This window comes from Polaromonas sp. 39-63-25 (assembly GCF_002278925.1).
Taxonomy (GTDB): Bacteria; Pseudomonadota; Gammaproteobacteria; order Burkholderiales; family Burkholderiaceae_C; genus Polaromonas.
Genome location: NZ_NCJH01000016.1, coordinates 56,066 through 79,920 on the forward strand (window position 1 = coordinate 56,066; position 23,855 = coordinate 79,920).

Sequence of the window (23,855 nt, forward strand, 5' to 3'; positions counted from 1 at the left end):
TTTTTTTTAACCAACCAGAGGGATTTATATGACTTTCGTTCGAAATCGCAAATTTGCGCGGCAGGGCGGTATGACGCTGATCGAGACCATCGTCTCGCTGTCCATTCTTGCTGTCGTCGTTAGCGTTGCATTGTCCTTGTACAACTCTGCAACGTCGCAGCAGGCATCAACCCAGATGATGTCGGACCTGAGCGCACTGCGTTCGGCGACCAAGTCGGTCTACTACGGCCAGGGTGGATACGGCAGTGCCAATTTGAACCAGGTTCTGGTTCACGCCAAGAAAGTGCCTACAACGATGCTTGTAACTGCTGGTACCCCTCCCGTGATTACCCACGGCCTGAGCGGGACAGTTTCGGTGACTGGAGCGGTTTCTTCGTTCACCATTTCCGTGACCAAAATCCCTACTGATGTGTGCCTGAACGTACTAGCTGGCACCAAGGGCTGGAATTCCGTGCAAGTCGGCGCTGCTACGCCGGTCACGACGTTTCCCATCTCTCCGGATACTGCGTCGGCTCAGTGCTCTACATCTGACGACAACACGATCATCTTCCAGTCGACCTGACCGATAAGGACCTATGGCACTCCTTTCCATTCCATTTACTGACCTGTACCTGGGTGAAACAAGTTCCTGGATGTCGGGAATGCCTGGGACGACAGATCCAGAGCCTCCTCCTGAGGCTGACCTGCCGGAACTTGTAGCCCTGAGAACTGAATGCGAGAAGTACTTCGTCGCCAACCCGGAGAGGGAAAGCTGGCCGATCCGACACGCCGGCATCAGCTATCGGGCGTCTCTGATGAATACGATCAGCGAACGCGTGTATGTCATGCGTCGCCTGAGCGAGACGATAACGCCTCTTGAGGCCCTTGGCTTGCCTGTTCCAATTGTCGAGAGCCTCATGCGGCCGGGAATGACGGGGCTTATTCTGTTCTGCGGGACATTCGGTCAGGGCAAAACGACGACCGCGTCATCAACTGTCTACTCGCGCATCAGCAAGTTCGGCGGAGTGGCTGTGACAGTTGAGGAACCGCCAGAAATGCCACTTCATGGCCACCATGGCCTGGGTGTCTGCTACCAGACCTCGGTTCAGCAGGGCGAGTTCGGGCATGCCTGTCGCCAGGCGGTTCGCTGGGCACCGTCCATCATTTTCCTCGGGGAGATACGCGATTCGGAAACTGCAATTGAAGCGTTGCGGGCATCCATCAATGGCCGGCTTGTAATCTGCACTGCGCATGCGGACAACTGCGCTATGGCGCTTCAACGTGTCTTCGCACTTGCAACCGGGGATAACAACTCAGCTGATGACGTGTTGGGCATGTTGGCCTCAGGATTGGCCGGTGTGTTGCACCAGCGCCTTGAGCGGACCGACAAGCGCAAGCAGCTCGTGGTTGAAAGCCTCTTTTGCATTGGTGAAGACGAGACGAGTATTCGCGCGACGATCCGCCAACGCAACTTTGAAGCACTGAAGAATACTGTGGCGCTGCAGAAGAACAGGATGTTCTTCGGCGCACGCAAAGCGATTGCTTAGCCATGCCTTTGGTGGTCAGCATGTTCTTTGTTGCCATGGTGGCACTTTTAAGCGCTCTCTATGTTCCTGCGCAAGAAGCGCGAATGTCGCTTGCGTCTGCGGATGTTGGTGCTACTTCTGCGTTGGCATATCGGGAGTCGCTTATCAACTACCTCAATGCGAACCCGACATTCACCGGTACTGTCCCTGACGCGTCCTTAACGCCACTATGGGGGCACCAGCGAAATCCGCGGTGGACGAACACGGTTTCCTCCGGGACGCTGTTTGTCTATGAATCGGCTCCGTCAAATACCCCCGAACTGCTACACGAAATTTATCGAAAGACTCTCTCGTCGTACATGGTGGGGCGGAGCACTTCCGGGTTTCTTGTGAGCGCGAAGGGCTTCGCCACAGGAATACCAGTCCCCGCACTGGTCCCAGACGGTGCAATTTTGATCGTAGGAAAATAATGGACACGACTTTCACGCTATCCGAACGCGACGGCCTCAACACAGGCGCAGGTTCTCAATCGGCGCTGCTGCATCGCGACGCGCCACGTGAAGGCCAAGCCGAGGAGACGCTCCCGAAGATCCTCGAGGTTGTTTCAAGTCCTTTGCCATTCAGTGACATGCTTATTACTGCCGACGAGGACGTGATGATTCGCAATGCAAACGGGTGGCTGAAATTCGACAGGGCGCCTTATTCGGAGGCCGACATCGAATTCATTCTGTGGCAAATGGATCCGCAGTGGGCTGAGTTACTTCTGCGTGGTGGTTTCAGCCGACCGTACGTTGTAGGGAGCTTCCGGCTTCGGGTCACCGCGTATCTCGCATTCAGAGGTGCGAAGAAGATGCTGGCTATTCGTCGGACCCCCGTCGATCCCATGCCCTTCAAAGATACTGGGCTGCCGGACTCAGTAAAGCTGATGATCGAGAACCCGCAAGGGCTGGTGCTCCTTTCCGGTGCCACTGGGGCGGGAAAGACCACCACCATGGCTGCGCTGGTCGACCTGCTGAACGAGACACGCAACTATCACATCGAGACGATTGAAGATCCCATTGAATTTGTGTTTAAGCGCAAGAAGTCCGTTTTCTCCCAGCGAGAAGTCGGGCACGACATTCCGACTTACAACGAGGGTGTTCGAGGCGCAATGAGGCAACGACCTGACGTTATCATCATCGGGGAGATTCGGGACAGGGATACGGCCGAGAACGCCATCCTGGCAGGCGAATCCGGCCATCTTGTGATCGCCACCTTGCACGCGAGTAGCGTCAGTGGCGCGATTCAGAAGCTCGTCTCGTTCTTTCCGGGTGAGGAGTCTGCGAAATATGCATCACTCGCTTCGTCGCTGGTTGGGGTAATTCATCAGTGCATGGTGCCCGGTACCACTCAAGGTGAGGGAGTAGTGGCCACGGAGTTACTTTTCAATCACAAGCAGAGCTTCTCGGAGTTCTTGAACAGCCCGATAAAAATCAACGCGGCCCTCGACGAAAGGGTTGGCGGAATGTCGCAGTCACTTGCGATGTCTCTGCATAGCCTGGTCAAGGAAGGGAAAATCGCAAAGGCAGATGCTCTCAAGACAGTCGCAAGCCAAGGCTCTGCCCAAGCAAAGCTCATAAAGATGTTTGACCTGCAGGGTGTGCGATGAGCAGGAGGCAATCTGGCATCACGCTTGTTGAGGTCATGGCCGGGCTCGCAGTTCTTGCGGCTACGTTGGCCGGACTGGCAATGATGACCGACCAGTTCAGCGATGAAACCCGGTCTGCTCTTGCAGCTAGCCAGACACGGACCTTTGGCGAGGCAGCAAACGCCTATATAAAGGCCAACTATTCGGCAGTTCGTGGAGTCGCGACTCCGACTGCACCGGCAATGCTGGATGTACCAACATTGGTCGCGGCCGGCAATTTGACGGCTGGATTTGGAGCTACCAATGCTTACGGTCAAAGTCTTTGTGCCTTGATTCTTCAACCGGTGCCAGATCGGCTTCAGGCAATGGTTGTGAGCGAGGGAGGATTACCGATTGACGATCTTTCGTTGGGAACCATCGCTGCGGTCATTGGTGGAAGCGGAGGAGGGGTCTATTCATCCGACCCAGCCATTATTCGTGGCGCGGTCGGGGGTTGGCAGATAAATACCAGTACCTTCGACAATATTCCCAACAATGTCGGCCGGAAATGCGACTCCACACCGGGCAACGTTCGGCTGGTGGCTGGAACCCCTGCTATGGCGCTTTGGTTCGAGAACGGAGACACGTCCTCCGCGTTTCTGTCGCGTGATGCTGTCCCTGGTCGGCCAGAACTAAACCAGATGAATACCCCATTGGTCATGAATTCTGTTCAGGTGGTGGATGCGGCCTGCACTGTGGTCGGGGCTATCGCTAGGGACACGTCCGGGTTGGTGCTTTCCTGCCAGGGTGGCCGTTGGAAAAGCCAGTCGACCTATTGGCAGGACCCGGTCGCAAGCTACGCTGCACTTCCAGCATGCAATGCGCTGTCTGCAGGTCATACTCGAATTGTGAGCAATCCAACAGTTGGAATCGGCCCAAGGCCCTACACATGCACGGGGGCTACTTGGGCCGCTCTTTCCGTCGATGACCAGGGAAATTCCTACCAGGCTGGAATTGCTAGTAACGCAGGAGTCTCGTCAACCGGGCGAATCAGTGTTAGCTCCAATGACTGGAACGTTGTGATGCTTGATGCAGCTGGGAATGCAAATGCTGCAGCGAAAACTGCACCTGGATCAGCATACGTGAATGATATGTACGTTCGATCTGCTGGAAAGTGGGTTAGTGAAATATTGACGGGGAATACCGGGGTTCGGGGCGTGCTAGGTCCCCTTAAAGGAAAACAGATCTATTGCGCAGGCGGTGCTGCTCAAGCGTGGGCCTATGTAGATTCACTTGGCGACCCCTATACAAGGTTGGTTGTAAACTTTTGGGGATATGACACTGGATGGGTTCCAGGCACATATGCATCTCATCAATACACCACTAACGGCGGTGGCGGTGAGGGCGGCACTACTTACTATCATACGCACACTGTCTCATGGTCAGTGTTTGCTTTGTCGATGATTTTTTCCCAAGGTGATGGGCAGCCTGGATATAGCTGCTCAGCCAACTGGCCACCAACTTGATCGCGATCTCACCGCAATCGCTATTGTGGTGATCAATAAAGTACCAGCCGATTCTGAAAGTACATGAGATGAAATCTTCGCGACTCACTAGGAAGATGCGACTTGGGCTGACGCTACTAGAAGTCGGTCTGGGCTTAGCAATTCTCTCCACTCTCTATGTCGGAATTGCCAACATTTCAGACAGGTTTGCAGAGGATACCAAGGTAACGACTGCTGCAAACCAGGCGCAAACCTTTGGGTGGCAGGGTACGAATTTTCCCAAGATTCTGGTGCATATGCAAGGACGGTCGATATGTCTATCTTTGGCATGACCATGGTCTGGTCATCGGGCGGAGGGAGTGGAAATTGCTCCGCACAATTCCCTCCAACCTGAGACTTATCTCACGGCTAGTGAGTAGCTCATTCGTAACCAGCGGACTAAATTGAAATTGCAGCTATTTCAGTCAAGAGTGCGTGTGTCCGCAGATTATGGAAACAACCACATGGGTCGCCAGTCGGCGCACGCGGTTGGGAGCCTTGCGCGGGGCCGGCGCGGCACGAGCCCAATCCAGCGCGGGTTGACGCTTGTCGAGGTAGTGGCCAGCCTTGCGATACTCTCTGGTGCTCTGGCAGGCTTGTCGATGATTGGTGACGTCTACTCTCAAGACACGAAGGCCACAATTGCTGCCAACCAGGTACGTACCTTCGGGGAGGCCTCGCGCGCCTACCTCAAGGACAATTATTCCGCCGTCCAGCTGGTCGCCGGACCGACGTCGCCGGCGATGATTGACGCATCAACACTGATCGCATCTGGGCACCTTGCAGCAGGCTTTTCCAGTGTCAATGCATACGGTCAGGTGATGTGCGCTCTGGTACTCGAGCCCACTGCGAACAAGCTCCAGGCATTAGTGATTTCTGAGGGCGGAACGCCGATTGACGATATAACGCTCGGTGTCATTTCGGCAATTGTCGGCGGAAGCGGTGGCGCTGTGTATTCAACGGCACCTGCTGCTGTTCGTGGCGCAATGGGTGGATGGGAACTATCGGCCAGTTCTTTCGATGACTTGACGAACAATGTCACTCGCCGGTGCGATGGCACAGCTGGCAATGTACGGATCGTGCCCGGAACGCCCGCAATGGCCTTATGGTTCGAAAATGGAGACACCTCGTCTGCCTTCCTCGCTCGGGAAGCAGTTCCGGGACGCCCTGAGCTCAACGAGCTAAATACACCGCTAGTTTTAAATTCGGTCGTGGTTCCTGATGATGCGTGTACTCGGCTTGGCAGCATTGCCCGCGACGCTACTGGAGCCGTGATGAACTGCAGGCTCGGCCAGTGGAAAGCCGCGGGCGGTGGATCGGAGTTCTGGAAGGATCCTGTAAGTACATTCGCAACCCTCCCGCCTTGCGACGCTGGAAGTGTTGGCCATACCAGAGTTGTGGAGGTTCCTTCGGTTGGCAGCGGTCCTCGGGCCTATTCCTGCATCGGTGGATCCTGGGCAGCGCTTTCCTTGAATGACTCGGGCAATCTCCTCGTCCCATCGAAGATTATTGGATCTGGAGGTCAAGGGACCTACGGATCGATAACGGTGCAGGGGGACAAGAACAGCTACGCGGGCGTCAATTTCAGGAATTCTGGCGGTGATTCTGCTGGGACGCTGATGATGCACTCATCATACGGGGGATTCTTTCGGGCCGATGACACCAATTGGCGTTGGTATGTCGATGATGCTGGAAACTCATGGCAGCCAGGCACCGCAAACGTTGCCGACGCATACGTTCGCAGCATTGGACGCCATGTGAGTCAAATTTTCGGCGGCGCGTTCTCCACAAACATTTACGTCGGCTGTTACATCGGCAACCCGCGCGCTGGAGGGGCGTGTGGTTGCCCTGGGGGATTTGGAGCACACCCGACCGGACAGTTTTCTGTGTACGCCGGCTCAGATTCGAACGCGTATGTATGTCAACAGTAATCGTTGCGAATTTTGCTTCGCGGAATTCGAGCAGACCTGAACGGAAGGGGTTGGGGCTTGGTCGTCAAGCCGGAATTACGCTCGTTGAGGTCGTCGCGAGCTTGGCGATCATCGCCGCCGCAACGGTGGGACTGGTGGCGATGTCTGATCTGTATGCAGAGGACGCAAAGGCATCAATTGCCGCTGGACAGGTCCGCAGCTTTGGCAATGCGGCCCAGTCGTACATCAAAGACAACTATGCAGCGGTCCAGGCGGTTGCTACGGACACAGCACCCGCCATAATTGACGCAGCCACCCTTGTAGCGGCCGGTGCGCTTCCTTCAGATTTCGCCACGCGGAACAGCTTCGGCCAGACCATGTGCGTGCTCGTCCTTGAGCCTACAGCAGGGCGACTGCAGGCGCTGGTTGTCTCTGAGGGAGGTCGTTCAATTGACGACCTGAGCCTCGGCGGAATTGCTTCGACGATCGGGGGTAGCGGCGGGGCGGTCTACGACGCAGATCCTGCCGTCATCCGCGGAGCTTCTGGAGGTTGGCAGGTTCCAGCTGCAGCTTTTGACGACCGGACCAACAATATTGGACGGCGTTGTGATGGGACAGTCGGCAATGTCAGGCTAGCCGCGGGAACTCCAGTGATGGCCCTGTGGTTTGAGAATGGGGCTACTTCAACGGCGTTTTTGTCCCGCGATGCAGTGCCTGGTCGTCCAGAACTCAATGAGATGAACACGCCCCTGGTGTTGAACTCGATTCAGATTGTCGGCGATGCCTGTACCCGCTTGGGCGCTGTGGCCCGGAGCGCTGCTGGCGGGGTGCTTTCTTGCCAAAGCGGGCAGTGGAAGGCGCAAGGCTCGTCATTTTGGGATGATCCGGTTGCGACTTACGCAGACTTGCCCAGCTGCGCGGCCGGATCCATGGGGCAGACGCGTGTCGCTATGAGCTCAACCGTGGGCCTTGGACCGCGCGTCTACACGTGTAACGGCACCTCCTGGGCAGCCTTGGCGGTCGATGACAGTGGAAACCTCTCAGCGCTCGGGACCGTAAGTGCCGGCAAGCTGTTACTAAGTGACTCGATCGTAAAGGGGACTTTTTGTCCAGTAGTTGGCCAGGTCTCCAAGGTTTCAAATGGAGAGGTCTATTCCTGTAAGAACAACGTTTGGACCAGAGCTGGGAACAATTTCAGCTCCAACACGATTGCTGGCTATACGCCAAGCAACCAGTCAGTCTCCGGGTGTTATGCAGCTCCAGGATATTTGACGGTGACCACACCAGGTTATTACGGCATAAACGTTGAGGCCAACTCGTACCGATATTCAGGTTCGTTTGTGTCTCTTCATGTGACCCTAATTTCCCCCGGGGGTGCCGGCGTATGTGTTGCATCCGAAAACATGCAAGCTGGTGGCGGCGCGGGCTACATGAGTCCGACAGGGTTCTGCCTCGAACATCTCGATGCTGGAACGTACCAAATACTCGTCTCAGGAAGCGATGCTAGTTCCTGCAGCACCTCGAGCCTCTACATGATGTTCGGCGGGGCCGCGCGAGTACGACTCTTGAGTGAGGACTGAGGGCGCTCCTCGAGACCTTTGTGTGGGTCACTGCGGACCAGGTTCTCCGCGTGCACATCGAGTTCACATCGCGCGGCATAGAAACGCAGTCGGGGTCTTCGAGAATCGGGCCACGTGAGCGCGCCAATACCGATTCTTAAAGCGCTGAGAAAAATTCCTCCTTTTCATCATGCTCGTCGGTCGGCTTTGACGGGCGAGGCTCCCATGGGGCTGAATCGCCTTTACGACCCTCGACTGACCTCCAACAGTTGATTTCAGCGACGACCTGCGGTGAAATATAGCTGCTTTGCAATTTTTGCAACTCGCGTGCCTTGTGCGCGCCTTCAACAAACCGGATGGGTCAGCCCTTCCGGGCGTGCCCGACGAAACCGCGAGGGGTTGTATGGGCAGCAGCGTTTCAATATCACCTACCTCCCGTTGGGGAGCTTCGTCGAGCCTGTCTGAATCGATTGCTCCGCAGGCGGGAGGTTCGCCATGATCTACCTTGTGGCATTTCTCATCGTGGTGGGACTTGGCTTCGTTTTGAGGCTGTCGACCGGATCACCAACAGCTGTTGGCCCGGTCGACTCCATTGGCAGTGAGTACGAAACTCCTCCACAGGACGTTTCGCTCGCCTATCAGGATGACTTCATGTTCGATCAGGACTCGAGCGCTGGAGATCAAGAAAACGACTAGTCGTTAGCTCAACTCGGGGGATCTTGCCGTAAGGCAGGGCCTTTCCCCGACTTGGGTATAGATTTTTTCCACTTTTCGGCACTTCTGTGCCGTACGGCTGGAGATTTTGGGCAGCTTTTTGCTGCCAATCATTGGCGTCATTTGACGCCGCGTATCGAGCTTCGCTCGGTATTTCAACCCGCAGGGCCCGCCCTGACGGGAGGGCTTCTGCATTTTTATCTGGAGAAGAAAATGCAAGTCCTCAAAAATATGAGCCTGGTCAATCGTGTTCTGGCTGTTCTCTACGTTGCGGCTATTGCTGTGGTCCTCGGTTTCGCGCCGGGGGCAAAAGCACAGTCCGGCAACGTCTACGCCAGCACGCAAGCGCAGGTGATGTCGCCAACCATGAAGGGTGTGATCCTGCAGGTCAGCATGAAACTCGTGCAGCCCTCGGGCATCACGCGAACTGGCGGCGCGGCGATTGGTGGTGTCCTTGGCGGCCTGATGGGCAACCAGCTCAGCGGGCAAGGCAAGGCATTTGCCGCGGTCCTGGGAACGACGATCGGCGGGTTTGTCGGTGAACGTGCGGCAAACGCCGCGTTCTCATCGCGTGCCCAGGAGCTGGTGATCGGGTTGTATAACCCGACTACCGGCGCTCTCAGCAGCACCGTGACTGTGATTCAGCCTGAGCCTTTCGAGGCAATGTCGCCGAACCAGCAAGTGCTCATCTCGAACACCAATGGCGTGTTCCGGGTGATTAAAATCAGCATGGACGCACAGACGGTCAGCTATCGCTGAGTTGTCTAGGTCAGGAAAAAGCCCGCACAGATGTGCGGGCTTTTTTTATGTCCGAAGAATTGTCTCCCGATTGGGAATTAGTCCTGAGTTAGGCTTCTTGCGGCGAGATCTTCGGCGTCATAGAGTTCCAAAGTAAGGGGCCTCTTCTGGGCGCGCGCCAACTTGATTACGGCATCTGCTCGTCTTCCCCCCTTCACCTCGAACACCACCAGCTGGTCGCAAGCATGGACCAGCTCCGCAACCATCTCCGCGCTGAAACGGCTGAGCGGCCGGCCCAGGTAGCGCACAGGTACGTAATGCGCCAAAGCCCAGTCATGTAGGCGCCATGCCGCTTTGCTATTGCAGAGCGACAAAAGCGTCCAACTGGGCTTGTTGGCCACCGTTTTGCTGATCTTGTGACCGACAACGCTGTCGGGGGCAGTATTGGCACCAAAGGACGCGATCGTGGGACCGGCTGCCCACTCCATGAATCGGTCGACGCAGGCGCCTACAAAGCGATCGGGCAGCTTCATGGCCCTGAGCTGCTCGAGGAGCGTCTCCTTGGCCATCTTTTCCAGTCCTAGATCAGGCCGGTCAATCGCGAGGAATCCGAGTCCGGCGATCAGGACCGAATGGCGGACCAGGTTCCAATCACTTCGCCAGTCGGATTGGCGAGCCTTGGCAAATTTTCGAGCTTCCTTTACAGAAGGGCAAAAGAGGACGCTGTCCCTGAGCTCGGCCTTTGCCGGCATGAACTTGACGCTTTCGTACCAGTGGGCCAGTGACATGTAGTGATGACGCACACGCTCGGACTGGCCCGGCGCGGGAACCCACGGACCGAAGAAGGAGGCTTTGAGCAGGTCGTCCGGTGGATTCGTCATCCGACTATGGTAGGTCGCAGCGTCGGCGAGGGATCCCGCGCAAAGGTGCAGTAATGGGCTATTGAGCCCGCTGGGAAGGGCTGGTCGAATAGGGTGGTCGCGATCAATTGACCCAACCCTGGCCGCAGGCTAATATTCCAACCAATTGGCGATCCTCGCCTTTGCTGGTCCAGTACCAGCCTGACGTTCGCTACATGGTCATCATGTAGCAGGCGCCCAACTTCAGGGCGCCGCATGACCAAATGCCCGGCTCCGGGCACCTCTGATAGCTCGCCCAGCGCGTGCCTGTCAGCGACTCGGTCACTTCACACCCAAGCAATTCCGGCCAAAAAGGCCTTTCCTCAACTTGAACGCGTTCGCGCGCGCACGTGAGGGGAAGTGCCTGGGCAACCAACAAATCGAGCCACCTGGCTCAAAACTAGGAGTTTTATATGGCTGGAATCCAAAACAGTCGTGACCCCATTCTCGAACGCAAGCGGCGCATCACAATCTCGATCCCGGGCTATGACGCGGCGAAGGAAGTGAAGAAGGTAACGGATCGGTTCAAGCGGCATCGCGAGAGCGAGAAGCGAAAAATCGAGCATGTCGCGCACCAGGCGAAAGCCGTTCTGGCGGCTCTGGACGCCAAAGATGAACAGCAACTCACCGAGCTGAATTCATGGCTGGTCAAACCAACGACGGAGTCTCCGAAGGCCTCGGCGAACACTCAGGAAGGGAATGCGCAATGTATCTTCCTCTGAAACGCTGGTTCATTGCCCCGTCGCTGCCGGCGTACACCGTGCAAACGAAACGATCGTCAAAACGGGCCGAATGGGCAGGAGCTGCATTCGGTGTGACCGGCGCGGTACTGCTCTGCCTGAACATCGAAATGTCGCCTTACGGTTGGCACTTCCTGCTGTTGTCCAACATCTGCCTGATTGCCGAAGCAGTCCAGACCAGGGCACTTGGCAGATTGGTGATGCAAATTGTCTTCATGGTCACGTCGACCACCGGAATCGTGAGGTGGATGACGTGACGACACGCTGCGATTTCCATCGGGCGCCGAAGCCCACAGGTCGAACTCTCGCTGGGAACGTCGGCCTGGCCGGTGCAATCGGCGGCGGATCGGCTATCGAAGTCACAGCCTTCGCGGGAAAACACTTCGGTGGCTCGCGGGTTGCGATTGAAACGCAGGTATACGAGCGTCATGTCGGATGGCCCAGCAAGGCGATTCGCACGCACGCTCTGTACCTGGAGGAGGGCGCACGGCTGGACGGGCTCATCTCTGCAGCAACTCGCGCAGGGCGTCATGAGATGCCGGCAGAGTTCGCGTACTCGACTGTGGATGCAGATGGCGACACAGTGATTCCGCAACGTCAAAGTTTCACGCTCATGCGTGTTGACGATGGCGACCGCACCGGCTGGCTGATCACTCAGTAGTCGTTTTGCGATCCGGGGCTTGCCCCATAACTCAAATGCAAACGCATTGGGGCTCCTTCAAAAGGGGCCTTTCTAAATGGCAGTCAGCGATGCGCTGCCATTTGGAAAGGCTTTAAGGCCAACGAAATCGAATGAGAGCCGCAAGGCTTTCACGATGCGCTCCGGCGGCTTTGTCCGCCGGACGTGCCGAACAATATTTCCACCTTGTGGGGACTCGCTTCTCCCACAAGGGGAGAGTCGCGTTCTCGCAATTCCTCAACGAATTGGAGAAAACGATGGGTACTTCCCATATCAAAAATCAGTCAACGGATTCTTCCGTATGGCTGGCAGGTTTCAGCATCGACGACTTCATGGTCCCGTCCAAAAAGACGGAGATTGCGCAGGTTGCAGAAGCTGTCACCAAAGTCGTGCTTGACATGGCGACAGTTGATCTGGACGACGGGGGCTTGCCTCTTGAAGAATCAGAGCAGACGAACAGCTCAGCTTTCGCGGAAGTGATTGCTGAATGGGGCGTCAAGGATGATCAAGACCAGGACTGGGCGGACCGCAAGGTCCCTTGGCCCCAGCTTGACCCCGACTCGTTTAAGCCTGCAGCGAACGCTGAGCGCCGTATTGAGGACAACCTCAATGCGATCAAGCTCATGCGGGAGATCCAGGCCACGGGCCGACCAGTCGACGACGCGGACAGGGCCTCCCTGCTTCGCTACTGCGGCTGGGGTGGTTTGGCCAAGGTTTTCGCGCCAGATGGATCTACGCCTCACGGCTGGGCCCACTACCGCGACGAGCTGGAGCTGCTGACGAGTGAGAAGGAGTTCACTCAAATGCGTTCGTCGATCACATCGGCGTTCTTTACCGATCCCGCGCTGGTCCGTACAGCATGGGACATCGTGCGCCACCTGGGCTTCAAGGGTGGCAGGGTAATCGAGCCAAGTGCAGGGCCGGGCCATTTTTTCGCCGGCATGCCGGCAGATCTTGCCAACAAGAGCCAAATCAGTGCAGTCGAGCTGGATCCGATCAGCGCCGCGCTGCTGGAGACAGGTTTTGCCCCCTTGGGCGTGCAGGTTCAGTCCTGTGCACTCGAGAAAGCGAACTTGCCAGTGGCTTTTTACGACTGTGTGATTGGCAATGTGCCATTTGGCAACTTCCGGTCCCTCGATACGTCTACCGCTGCCTACGCAGACTGGAGCATCCACAATTGGTTCATGGCGAAATCCGTTGACCTGGTGCGCCCTGGTGGACTGATCGTCCTGATCACATCACGTCACACGATGGACAGCACCAAAAGTGCACATCGCAAGTGGCTCGCGGCGCATGCCGAATTGCTCGGGGCCTACAGGCTGCCGACAATGGCGTTCAAAGGCCAGGCAAACACCGAGGCTGTCACCGATCTCATGGTCTTCAAGCGACGTGAGATGCCCGACTTCAACGCGGGCGGGTGGATTGAAATGGCAAAGGCAACGGAGACGATGCTCAAGCCAGGCCAGCCAACCAGCTATTACAGCCCGTCGCGCGGAAATTGCACGTACGACCCGCAGATCAACAGCTACTACGTCCGCCATCCGGAGAATGTGGTCGGCCTGTTGGCATGGGAGTCAGGGAAGTTCGGCGAGAGCTTGAACCCGAAGTTCGATGGTGACATCGAGGCATTGGAAGCCGCGTTGTCCGAAAGGACTGCAAAGCTGCCGGCTCTGGTCTACCAACCAGATCAACGGAATCAGGAAGGAGTGGCCCCCAGCGGGCTGAATCGCTACAGCTTGGATGCGCACATTTCACCCGGTTCGTTCGTCCTGAAAGACGAAAGGATCTGTGTGTCAGAAGGCGCAGAGCTGCTGGATGTCGATTCGATGTACACCGGAACGGCGCGAAAGCGTCTGATCGGGATGATCGGGTTGAAGTCCAAAGTGGTCGACGTGATCGCGCATCAGGCACGGTCGCAGGACGATGTCCGGCTCGCTGAGCTGCAGAAGGACTTGAACCGTGAATACGACAATTTTGTCAGCGCCTGCGGCTACCTGAGCACGAGCGCCAACAGTCGCTTGATGCGTGCAGACCCCGACTGGCCAGTCATGCTGGCCCTGGAGGTCTGGAATGACGAGGAAGGTAAGGCTGAGAAGGCCGACATCTTCTCGATGCGGACCGTGGGACACAGAGCGGTTCCGGAGAAGGTGGACAACGTCAAGGACGCCATGCTGATCAGTCTCGCCCTATACGGGCAGATTGTCCTCAAGGACCTTTCGCTTCGCACCGGTACGCCGGTGATGCAAGTAGTGAAGGAACTGAGAGAACAGCAACTGGCGTTCCGAGATCCGGTGGCCGCGAAGTGGGTGCCGGCGGATGAGTACCTTTCGGGGCACATCCGGGACAAGATGATTGCTGCAGCAGCTGCAGGCCCTGCGTATGCGGGGAACGTACCGGCGCTCGAGGCAGTTTTGCCTCGTGACCTTGGACCGCTGGATGTGGAGGCTCGCCTTGGGGCGCCATGGATCCCAGTGGATGTGATTGAACAGTTTGCAACCGAGCTAGTGAGTGCCAAGGCGAGCGACATTACCGTCTCGTTTGAAGCGTCTACGGCGTCGTGGAGTCTCAAAACGTCGAACTGGCGTGTTGAGTATGTTGGCGACAACATCCTGCAGACAGTGAAATGGGGCACTAGCAAGCGATGCGCGCTGGTGCTGATTGAGGCAGCGCTGAACCAGCAGCCACCCACCATCACGGTGGAGTGCGACGGAAAGCGTGTGGTCGACCGCATGGCCACACTGAGTGCGAGGGAGAAATGGCAGGCGATTCGGGATCAATTCCGGGTCTGGATCTACCAGGACGCCGACAGGCGCGACCGATTGCTACGGATCTACAACGATCTGTTCAATCAGCTGGTCGAACGGAAATATGACGGCTCGCACCTGCTCCTGCAGGGGATGTCGTTGGTGATGGACCCATACGGGCATCAAAGAGATGCCATCTGGCGCATCCTTGTCAACGGTAATACGTTGCTCGGACACTGCGTTGGCGCTGGCAAGACGATGGTTTTATGTGCTGCCTCGATGGAGATGCGGCGGCTGGGTAAGGCTGTGAAGCCTGTCCATGTCGTTCAAAACTCAACCCTGGAGCAGTACACGGCCGAGTTCGTTCGCTTGTACCCACAGGCGAAAGTGCTGATGGCAAGCAAGGAAACTTTGCACGGCCTGAATCGTAGAACTTGGTGCGCGAGAGTCGCCACAGGGGACTGGGATGCCGTGATCATGACTCAGGCAACCTTCGAAAGATTGCCGCTTTCACCTGAAGTTCAGCAGTCATTTGTTGAACAGATGTTGTCGGAAGCACGCGCGTCAGCGCAAATGGCAACCGACTCAGGCGCTAAGCGTTCTCTCAAGGAGATCGAGAAGCGAATGAAGGACCATGAAGCCCGTTTGGAGCGAATGGTTCAGACAAAAGCGGATGTGGACTGCATCTGGTTTGACGAGTTGGGAATCGACGCGATCATGTATGACGAGGCGCACTCGGTAAAAAATTTGGGGAGAATCTCCAAGATGCCTCGCATTGCAGGGTTGCCGAACGTCGCGTCACAACGCGCGTTCGATGCATTCATGAAGACGAGACTGATCATGGCTGCGCGAGGGGGAAAGCAGGAGGGCATTGTCTTCGCGACTGCAACCTTCCTGACCAATTCGATTGCAGAGATGCATACCTACCAGGTATTTCTGCAGCCTGAAACACTCAAGAAATTCGGCTTGTACGAATTTGACTCGTGGAGTGCAAGCTTCGGCGAGAGCGTAACGGGCATTGAGTTGGCACCAGACGGAAGTGGGTATCGAATGAACACTCGGTACTCGCGTTTCGTTAACCTTCCCGAGCTGATGGCGATCTTCAGAGAGGTCGCTGACATCCGGACAAAACGGATGTTGAATTTGCCGACACCGGTGATTGTCGGGGGCAAGCCGCAGACGATGGTGGCCAAGCCAAGTGCAGAGCTACTTGAAATTGTGGCCGGGCTTGTGAAACGAGCCGATGCGATCCGTAACAGAGCGGTTAAACCCGAAGACGACAACATGCTTGCAGTCACCAATGACGGCCGCAAAGCCGCGTTGGATGTAAGAATGGTGAACCCCATGCTGCCAGCGAACCCACAAGGTAAGTTGGCGATTGCAGCGGACAACATGGTGCGGATCTGGAACGAGGGGCATGCGCTGAAGGTGACTCAGTTGGTCTTTTCCGACCTGGGCACACCGACGGGGTCCAGCTTCAACATCTATGCGGAAGTCAAAAGGCTTCTGGTAGAGAAGGGCGTCCCAGCGGCGGAAGTCGAATTCATACACAGCCATTCGAGCGACAAGGCGAGAGCCAAGTTGTTTGAGCGGGTTCGCGGAGGCGCAGTGCGCTTCTTGTTGGGCTCGACAAAGCTGATGGGTACAGGAACGAACGTGCAGATGCGTTTGAAAGCGATTCATCAATTGGACGGGCCGTGGGTCCCCTCGGATGTTGAGCAGCGTGACGGCCGGGGTGATCGACAGGGCAACCTGAACGAGAGCATTGAGCTGTGGCGGTACGTTACTGAGCGGAGTTTTGACGCGTACTCGTGGCAGCTGCTCAATACCAAGGCCAACTTCATCGAACAGGTGATGACGGCCGGCTCGGGATTGAGGACTATCGAAGACATCTCGATGTCGGCGATGACGTACGCGGAGATCAAGGCGATCGCATCGGGGAACCCCCTGGTGATGGAAAAAGCCGGGATCGACGCTGATGTGCAGAAGTACTCGCTGCTTCGCGGCCAGTGGGAAGAGCAACAGTGGAGGGCCAGCAGCAGTGAGCGAGCTATCAAGTCACGCCTGGCCCGGATCGACAAATTGATTCCGGCGATTGAAGAAGACGCCAAGCTGGCGATGGCAGTCAATGAAAAGACGGTGTTCGCTCCGGCTACCAGCATCGCCCAAAAGGCGGTGGATGCAGCAGGAAATGGGATGACAGGCCTCGCGGCCGCGTTCCGGGCACATTCCAACATGGGCGGCAACATTGCCGGTGGAAGTATTGAGATCGGCAAGATCGGGGGATTCGCAGTCGAGTACGCGAAGATTGCGGGACAAGCGATCATGTATGTGGTCGGTCCGAACAGCCAGGAGGAAATCCGGGTTGATAGGCCTCACATGAACGACCTCGGCGGGATGGCCAAAGCGGTGATGGAGACGGTTAAGTGCTTCACCACTGCCTCGGGCGAACTGAGGGCAGAGTACGGTCGCAAGACCAATGAGCTCGCCTCAGCGAAGCAACTGTTGGCCCAGGAGTTTGAGTATGCGGACCGCCTGGCGGCACTGCTTGAACGTCAGCGTGAGATAAACGCTGAACTGGATCTTGATAAAGACGCCGCGGGAACCCAAACCATGGCGGCCGAAGCAGGTTAAGCCTGTTTCAATAGACTTGCCACATCGTCAACCTTGAGCCCTCTACTTTTCGAAGTAGGGGGCTTTTTTTTGGCATTCTTTTTCCGGGATAGCAGTCATTGCAGCTGTTGACGACCACTCAGCGCCATTCCGCTAAACGCTGACCACCTCGCTGATGTTGACCATCGAATGTCGCCTTTGGAGAAGAGGCAACTGCCGCTACGGGCTCATTGCGGTCCTTCAAATTGGCAGGCTTCTACCCAAACTCACGACGCACAACATCAAATTTCACAGGAGACCCGGTTTATTTGCCGCTGCGTTGCTGGTTTAGGGTAAGCAGGCGGCGCAGGATTAGTTCGTCCGTCCACTGCGGGGTGTAGTCGCTCCAGCCGTAGGCGGCAGCCACGGCTTGGTCCAGCGTTTCGTGCGCCAGGGCCAGCCACGAGGGACGGGCGTTGTACAGGTTGGTGAGGGTTCGCTTCTTCAGGTCGGCCTCATGGCCGGGCCTGGGCACGGGGCGCCGGGGAAAACCGGCGGCTTGTTCTTCGGGTGTGATTTCCCATTCCGCCCACTCGGGCGGGTTCAGGTAATGATCACGCAGCCTAAGGAGTTCTTTCGCTGCGACAGCGATGGCCTTTGCTTTTTCGCTGTCTTCGTAATCTGAAGCGAGGATATTGGGTGTCAAGCCTTCGGGAAACGGGAAAGTTTCAAAGCAAGTTGTGTGCGTGTACCGCGGGTCATTGCCGACGCCCAAGCTCGTGCCTCGCCTTAGAGCCCAAACTTCGTGAATGCGAGATTGAAGCACTCCCATGGTGGTGTCATCATCACGGGCGATAACTACAAGCGCATCACCGGGCGTAACGGCAGCTTGTGTCCAGGCGCAGAGATGGTGCTTTGATACTCGCGTGATAGAGATGTAGCGCGATAGTCCGTTGAGTGCGGCGAACATCTCCGGCCTTGGCCAAGCGAATTGCCACCAGGGATACTTCTGGAAATTATTAAAGCGGTCTGTATGCGGGCGATGCAAGCGCACATTCGAGATAGCAGCAAACGGTTTCTCAAACATAGCGGAGGCCTTTTCATCGCGGCCTACGAAATTGACGATAAACCTATCGGACGGGCGCGACGTGATGTCATCCGCAATCAAATAGGGACGAACAACTGCGGCCATAGGTTCCCCGTTCATCGTGGCCGGCTCGTGCAATATTCTTCTGGCTTCGCGTCCTTCCAGATTGAAGCTGGCATCAGGTAGGCCAAGCTTTTCACGAAGCGTTTTTTTCACGGCCGCCGATGGCGTTACTCCCTGAAATGACTTGTTCAGGTTTTCATGCATTTTTGATGCTTTCGTCACATCGATGTCTGCATTCAGGTCTGCATGAATGGCGGGGACTTCAAGCCCATCAAGCATGGGCTTCATGGCGCTTTGTCCGAAGCCTGTCATGGACACACGCACGGCAGCGCCGTTGTCCCACCATTCTTCATCGCTCCACGCAAGAAAAATGCGTGACTTCTCCAAAATGCGATTGAGTACCTCGCGGTTCGCTCCGCCGCGTATGGAGTTAGTCGAAACCAGGCCCGCTGCATGCAATTTTCCAGCTTCCATCTGCATTCGTGCTTTCTCGAACCAGAAGCAAACAAGATCTGCACCATCCAGCTTGTTGTCGTGATAGGCTAAGCGCACCGCGTCCACATAGACATCTCCCAATTCCCCGCGCATTTTCTTGTTGCCTATAAAAGGTGGATTGCCGACGATGACATCCGCCTCAGGCCACTCTGCTTGGCTACCATCAGCATTCACCAACGCATCACGGTTTTCAATGCCGTCCAGTGGCTTCAGAATTGGGTTCAAGCTGTGAGGCCAGCCGTTTTGCCGGGACCACTGGATGTCGCCAATCCAAACCGTGACCCGGGCCAGTTCGGCGGCGAACTCGTTGATTTCCAGGCCCAGTATGTTGTGCGGACCGGTCTGCAAACTGACCTCTGCTTGCAGGCCCAGTTCCTGCGCCTCAATTTGAGCGCGCTTTTCCACGTCGCGTAGCGCTTTAAGCGCGAGATATAGAAAGTTGCCGCTGCCGCAGGCGGGGTCTAGCACACGAAAGTTGGCCAGGTGCAGCAGAAAGTGTTGATAAAGCTCTTGGCCCTGTTGTAGTGCGTCGTTGGAGCGAAATTTCTTGCCGCGCGTTTTCACCATGCCGAACTTGGGTGCGAACTTGGCGATTTTTCTGCGTGTGGACTCCCATTCGGCCAACAGCGGCTCGCGCACCAGCGGCTCGACCAGCTTGGCGATGGTGCCGGTGTCGGTGTAGTGCGCGCCCAGCGCCGCGCGCCTGCTGCCGAGACCCCGCTCAAATAGTGTGCCGAAAATGGTAGGGTCAATCGCGCGCCAGTCCATGTCAGAAGAGGCTGCGCGAAGTGTTTCAAGATCGCTGGCAGTCAGCGCGGGGACGGCAACGCGCCGGAATAAGCCGCCGTTGAACCATTCAATGTCATCGTTGCCGTAAGCGCCTTTGGGCTCCTGCATAGCCATGAACAAGGCAGCAATGCGGTTAGCGGCCTTGGCTACGTCAGTTTTTGCGCTCGCAAGCAGGCCCGTGAAGATTCTTTCGGGCAACAGTCCTTCGTCTTCAGCGAACATGCAGAACAGGCATTGCACGAGGAAGTGCGCTACCTTGTGGCTGTCTTGCCCACGCTGGCGCATGGCCTCGGCCAGTCCGGCAAAACGCTGGGCGGCTTCTTCGGTGACGGCGGCGGTTGATTTTTCAGGCCGCAACTTCAGCGGGTCGGTGAACACCCATTTGAGGATTTGGCGCTTACTGTCGTCCACCAGTTCTTCAATGCGTATTTCACGCGGCTCGTCGGGGTAGCCGGTGAAGGCCGTGTGGATGATGATGCGCTCGCGGTCGCATACCACCAAGAGCGGCGGGCTTTCGAGTTGCAGGGAGTAGTCGGTGAGTTGTTTGAGGGCTTTGTCGAGGTCACGGCCTGGCTTCTTGTTCTCCCACGCAAAAAACCCCCGCTTCCACACATCGGCCCAGCCATCGCCTCCGCTGGACTTCTTGGCACCGCGCTCGAAGCAGTAATCGTTGGGGTCGCGCGGCTTGTCAACGCCAAGCAGCTCACACAAATCATCAAAATGGGCCTGGGCCCCGGCGCGTTCGGTGAGTTTGTTGGACTGCCAGAGGGCGATGAATTGGACAGGGGACATGGAATTTCTATCGCTATGACGAATTGCAGCCCGTGCTTGGGCCGGCAAAGGTTACCACTGAATCAAGCAAGCGTTGACCTGCTCGTGAGAAGGTGAACAGTTGTTGACCCGCGGACCAAACAATATTTATCAGCGTTTAGCCACTACACCTGGGTGGTTGACGGCACGCCAGACGCGCTGAGCAAGTTTCAGCAGTTTCGCGAGCACGAAATGGCGGTGGGGCCGTTTCGTCAGGGGTTGTGCGAAAGCCCAGCTAGAAGCGGCCAGCATGATTTTCCCGCACGCCAACCGCGCCGCAAGAGAAAATGGCCAGCAAGGCGGGCGCGCTCACCGCATGGCAGCTGCGTCGCGCTCTATGACGACCTGCCGGGCCAGCTGAAGCGCAGCTGCGGTACGTTCAGGGTGGGTCGCAATGTTTTCTTCCCACTCCGCCAGCCATGCGCGAAGCAGATCCATCGATTCGAATGTGGCCAGGACCGCACGCGGGAGGCGTGGATGTAGTGAGCCGATCGTCAGCGAATAGGAATCGGCGTCAATTGTCATAATGGGTTGGTCGAGGAATTCGAGCCAGTTTGCCAACTTGGCCGCTGCAATTTCCTTCGCGCTTGCAAGATCGCTCGCGGTGCCGTACCAGGTACTTCTGTCATGGGCACCTCCGTCGAGACACCGAACGTCGAAGGATCCATCGCCGCGGGTGACCGCAAAAGGTTTGAGCCACCATTGCGCAAGTTCACTTGCTGGGCGATCTTCGTTGGGGGTGTAGTCAAACATCGGCCGCAGGACGGGGTCTACCGGCAGTTCACGCTCCGATGCGGCCGCCGGCACAGGCCCCGCCGCATTCTTGCCTTGCGTTACGGCATGCCAGCTTGCGAACCCGAATTCGCGGGCCACGACGTCCAGGGTGGCGTTGTAGGAGGCGTTTGTAGTTTTTGCGCGCCGCTTGGCCTCGCGCTTGATGTTGGCCAGGAGGGTGGCAGTAGGATGCTTGCTCATCTCGTTCTTCCTTAAGCGCTGTCTGGCAGCCCACTTGCCCCGCGCTGGAGTCGAGGTTGAGTTCGAGGAAGAAAAACGGCTCGCCGGAGCGAGTTCACCATGTGGGCGGTTGGCGCCGTTCAACGCCAAACCGCCATTCTACTGTCGCGCGCTAAGCACGAGTTTCCCCGGAAGGCAGCCTCTTCAGGCAACCCGGGAAAGGTGTTGGTCTATTTCAGAGTCGACGTCTTGATTTTTTGCCGGGCCTCATTCAGGGAGTTCAGGCCCTTGTCGATATCGACGGCTTCAATCGCACGGTTGATTGCATGGAATTGAAGCTCAACAGCTTTGTCCATGCTTGCAAAGGGATTTGTTTGGGTCGACAAGCCATGACCCTGACTCGAGCCAATTTGCAGATCTCTATCCTGTAGCGATACGGAAGCCCATCCGATAGACACGCCGTTAAGCACAGTCCCCTGCGCAGTGATATGAAGTCCAGCGTTCGCCTTTTCGAGCTTTCTACAAATGGCGTCGTAGTCTTTGAAGTCCCATCCCTTTTCTTTGATGAGTGTGATGACTTGTGGGTTGGTGGAAAACACTCTCACCGTGCAAGCTGCATATGCACCGAGGCACGATGCAGCAAGTGCAAAGCCGATAAATAGTTTACGCATCTGGGGGATCCTTCTGGTTTATGGGAAAAACTCTGGCAGTTCATACTATTGGCAATGCCCCTGATTCCTTTCCTCGAACAGAGCTGCCTTCCTACTCCGCTTCATTCACGTCAGGTGGACCTTCGTGTGGGTCTTTCGGACAGACGGAAGGGTGGGGTTGCGCGGTGTACGTGCCTTCAATGCGCTGACAAGTTCCCTTTGCGGTTGATGCCTGTTTGCCGAACGTTGACCGTCCGCAGTGTTTCGCGTGCCTCGATCAGCAGGTCGACCAGGGCCTTCAGGCGCGCGCCGGAAACCTTGGGCTGATCCTGATAGATATGGTCGGGCAGCTCACGACCTGAGCGGGCGCTGTTGAACTCCAAAGGGTTCTCCTTGTACAACTGACGCGCCATGTTCAGGCGGTGGAGGTCCTGCAGATCGGCAATCCTGGCCAGAACTGGAGCTAACGACTGGAGAATGCGGGAGTACTGGATCGGCGTGATACCGAGCGTTGAGTAGATCTCCTTCAGGCCAGCGCTTCGGCCGATCAGCCGTACCAGCAAGGCGGTACCCAAAAACGTGTTCAAGTCCCGATCGTGCTGGCTCGAGTTCGCTGCGCCAAGCTCCGCGCGCACCACCATCAGGGCCTCGGCGCGTTCAGCGCTCCGTTTGTGCTCATGGGTTGTCAGAATTCCGATGGTGAGCAGCTCCCCTCGCTGGCGCGGGCTTAGACGGCCAGAAGAGGCGGCTGTGATTTGATCAGTTGCCCACGTGGCAAGGTGTTTGGGCGTGTTCGTGTCGATCACGCCGCGAAATGCCGGGCACTTCGCCGTGGCCACCTTGAATGCTTGGGCAGTGGCCCACCAGCTGTCCTGGCTCGTCGGGACTGGCGCTTCACCAGGGCGGAGCCAGGCTCCAAAGCTGAAGCCCGGGAGCTTGCTCGCGATAGTCCGCATGCGGCCCGATGTCCCGCGTGCCATAAAGCATTCCAACAGGCGTCGCTGCCACTCGAGGAGCTCGGGAGCCGCATCTGCTTGGGGGGTGAAGCTGCCGGTGGTGGAATGCAGTTTCAGCATCTCGTTGACCATCGCATCGTCGTCGAGCATGGTGCCGCGGCCGGTGTTGGGGGCCCGGTACAGGGCGAGGTCGATGTTGTAGTGCTCGAGCAGGCTGCGCGAGATGTCGCTCAGACGCCCTTTCTTGTAGCTATTGACCTGGTAGCAGAACCAGTTGCGCAGTGACCTCAGCTCCGTGGTGTCCGGCGGCAGCGTCACACCGTTTTCTGCCACCCAGGCGCCCGCCCAGTGCCAGGCGTTCTCATATTCGGCGGGAACTCCCCGCGACGTGGTCGTGAGGATCTTCTTGATGCGGTTGATGGTTCCGGGGTCGTCGCTGAAGCGATCCACGACCTCCGCGCGCGCGAGTGCCGGCGTCTCCGCCTGGCGGTCATGAAATTTTTGCGCACCACTGAGGGTGTCGAGGGAAACAGCGTTGGCGGTGGACGCGAGTGAAGTGCGTTGAGTGGACATGGCGAGACTCTCCAAATTTAGTGTGAATCGAACAAATGCGATTCCCCAAGTGCTTTGCGGCGAACAATGCGGCGGCCGTAGCGCATCACGCGGAGTGATGGGCAAAGGACTTAGGGAATCGTCGGCGGCTCGCCGAAAAGATGAATAGAAGGGGGCGTGCCGGGATACGGGTAAAAATGATACTTAAGCAAAAAAGTAGCAAAAGTTCAAGTTGTTATGCTCCGGACGAATTTAACCGAACCTTCCCT

The 23,855-nt window shown here is 56.9% G+C and carries 18 protein-coding genes; 13 read left to right on the forward strand and 5 right to left on the reverse strand.

The window, feature by feature from the left end; translation table 11 throughout:
* Positions 1–28: 28 nt before the first annotated feature.
* From B7X65_RS17945 to B7X65_RS17985, 9 genes are all read left to right on the forward strand, one after another.
* The gene (locus B7X65_RS17945) at positions 29–562 is read left to right on the forward strand and encodes a type 4 pilus major pilin (RefSeq protein ID WP_293595664.1); all 534 of its coding nucleotides are present in this window, start codon (positions 29–31) and stop codon (positions 560–562) included.
* 13 nt (positions 563–575) lie between these two features.
* Entirely contained in the window at positions 576–1,526 is a 951-nt protein-coding gene (locus B7X65_RS17950) for an ATPase, T2SS/T4P/T4SS family (protein WP_293595665.1), read from the forward strand.
* 35 nt (positions 1,527–1,561) lie between these two features.
* On the forward strand, positions 1,562–1,975 hold the full coding sequence (gene pilM, locus B7X65_RS17955; protein ID WP_293595681.1) for a type IV pilus biogenesis protein PilM: 414 nt from the start codon (positions 1,562–1,564) through the stop codon (positions 1,973–1,975).
* Positions 1,975–3,153 carry an ATPase, T2SS/T4P/T4SS family gene (locus B7X65_RS17960; RefSeq protein ID WP_293595666.1) on the forward strand — a complete coding sequence of 393 codons (1,179 nt, stop codon included), beginning with the start codon at positions 1,975–1,977 and terminating at the stop codon, positions 3,151–3,153. The genes pilM and B7X65_RS17960 overlap by 1 nt, the downstream gene beginning before the upstream one ends.
* Positions 3,150–4,637: a shufflon system plasmid conjugative transfer pilus tip adhesin PilV gene (gene pilV, locus B7X65_RS17965; RefSeq protein WP_293595667.1), complete on the forward strand. Its 1,488-nt coding sequence runs from the start codon at positions 3,150–3,152 to the stop codon at positions 4,635–4,637. The genes B7X65_RS17960 and pilV (B7X65_RS17965) overlap by 4 nt, the downstream gene beginning before the upstream one ends.
* A 422-nt stretch (positions 4,638–5,059) precedes the next feature.
* Positions 5,060–6,586: a shufflon system plasmid conjugative transfer pilus tip adhesin PilV gene (gene pilV / locus B7X65_RS17970; RefSeq protein WP_293595668.1), complete on the forward strand. Its 1,527-nt coding sequence runs from the start codon at positions 5,060–5,062 to the stop codon at positions 6,584–6,586.
* Positions 6,587–6,687: 101 nt separating this feature from the next.
* Positions 6,688–8,145, forward strand: a complete 1,458-nt coding sequence (gene pilV, locus B7X65_RS17975; RefSeq protein WP_293595669.1) for a shufflon system plasmid conjugative transfer pilus tip adhesin PilV — start codon at positions 6,688–6,690, stop codon at positions 8,143–8,145.
* Positions 8,146–8,619: 474 nt separating this feature from the next.
* Positions 8,620–8,820, forward strand: a complete 201-nt coding sequence (locus B7X65_RS17980) for a hypothetical protein (RefSeq protein ID WP_293595670.1) — start codon at positions 8,620–8,622, stop codon at positions 8,818–8,820.
* Between the two features lie 231 nt (positions 8,821–9,051).
* The gene (locus B7X65_RS17985; protein ID WP_293595671.1) at positions 9,052–9,597 is read left to right on the forward strand and encodes a hypothetical protein; all 546 of its coding nucleotides are present in this window, start codon (positions 9,052–9,054) and stop codon (positions 9,595–9,597) included.
* A gap of 77 nt (positions 9,598–9,674) precedes the next feature.
* On the opposite strand, the gene B7X65_RS17990 is transcribed toward B7X65_RS17985, so the two are convergent.
* Positions 9,675–10,457, reverse strand: a complete 783-nt coding sequence (locus B7X65_RS17990; protein WP_293595672.1) for a hypothetical protein — start codon at positions 10,455–10,457, stop codon at positions 9,675–9,677.
* Between the two features lie 431 nt (positions 10,458–10,888).
* Here B7X65_RS17990 and B7X65_RS17995 point away from each other — a divergent pair, with 431 nt between their 5' ends.
* The 4 genes from B7X65_RS17995 to B7X65_RS18010 all read left to right on the forward strand — a co-directional run bounded on the left by B7X65_RS17995 (position 10,889) and on the right by B7X65_RS18010 (position 17,272).
* Positions 10,889–11,197, forward strand: coding sequence for a hypothetical protein (locus tag B7X65_RS17995; protein ID WP_293595673.1), 309 nt, complete (start codon positions 10,889–10,891; stop codon positions 11,195–11,197).
* A complete protein-coding gene (locus B7X65_RS18000) occupies positions 11,182–11,472 on the forward strand; it encodes a nicotinamide mononucleotide transporter (protein WP_293595674.1) in 291 nt (96 codons plus the stop codon). The genes B7X65_RS17995 and B7X65_RS18000 overlap by 16 nt, the downstream gene beginning before the upstream one ends.
* Positions 11,460–11,876 (forward strand): hypothetical protein, encoded by a 417-nt coding sequence (locus B7X65_RS18005; protein WP_293595675.1) that lies wholly within the window; start codon positions 11,460–11,462, stop codon positions 11,874–11,876. The genes B7X65_RS18000 and B7X65_RS18005 overlap by 13 nt, the downstream gene beginning before the upstream one ends.
* Before the next feature lie 275 nt (positions 11,877–12,151).
* Complete coding sequence (locus B7X65_RS18010) at positions 12,152–17,272, forward strand: helicase-related protein (RefSeq protein WP_293595676.1); 5,121 nt, start codon at positions 12,152–12,154, stop codon at positions 17,270–17,272.
* Between the two features lie 283 nt (positions 17,273–17,555).
* Here the strand turns inward: B7X65_RS18010 and B7X65_RS18015 are convergent, their stop codons facing one another.
* The 4 genes from B7X65_RS18015 to B7X65_RS18030 form a co-directional block, all read right to left on the reverse strand.
* Positions 17,556–20,456, reverse strand: coding sequence for a DNA methyltransferase (locus B7X65_RS18015; protein WP_293595677.1), 2,901 nt, complete (start codon positions 20,454–20,456; stop codon positions 17,556–17,558).
* A 327-nt stretch (positions 20,457–20,783) separates the two neighbouring features.
* Complete coding sequence (locus tag B7X65_RS18020) at positions 20,784–21,449, reverse strand: hypothetical protein (RefSeq protein ID WP_293595678.1); 666 nt, start codon at positions 21,447–21,449, stop codon at positions 20,784–20,786.
* Positions 21,450–21,658: 209 nt separating this feature from the next.
* Positions 21,659–22,099 (reverse strand): hypothetical protein, encoded by a 441-nt coding sequence (locus B7X65_RS18025; protein WP_293595679.1) that lies wholly within the window; start codon positions 22,097–22,099, stop codon positions 21,659–21,661.
* A gap of 176 nt (positions 22,100–22,275) precedes the next feature.
* Entirely contained in the window at positions 22,276–23,607 is a 1,332-nt protein-coding gene (locus B7X65_RS18030; protein WP_293595680.1) for a hypothetical protein, read from the reverse strand.
* Between the last annotated feature and the right edge of the window lie 248 nt (positions 23,608–23,855).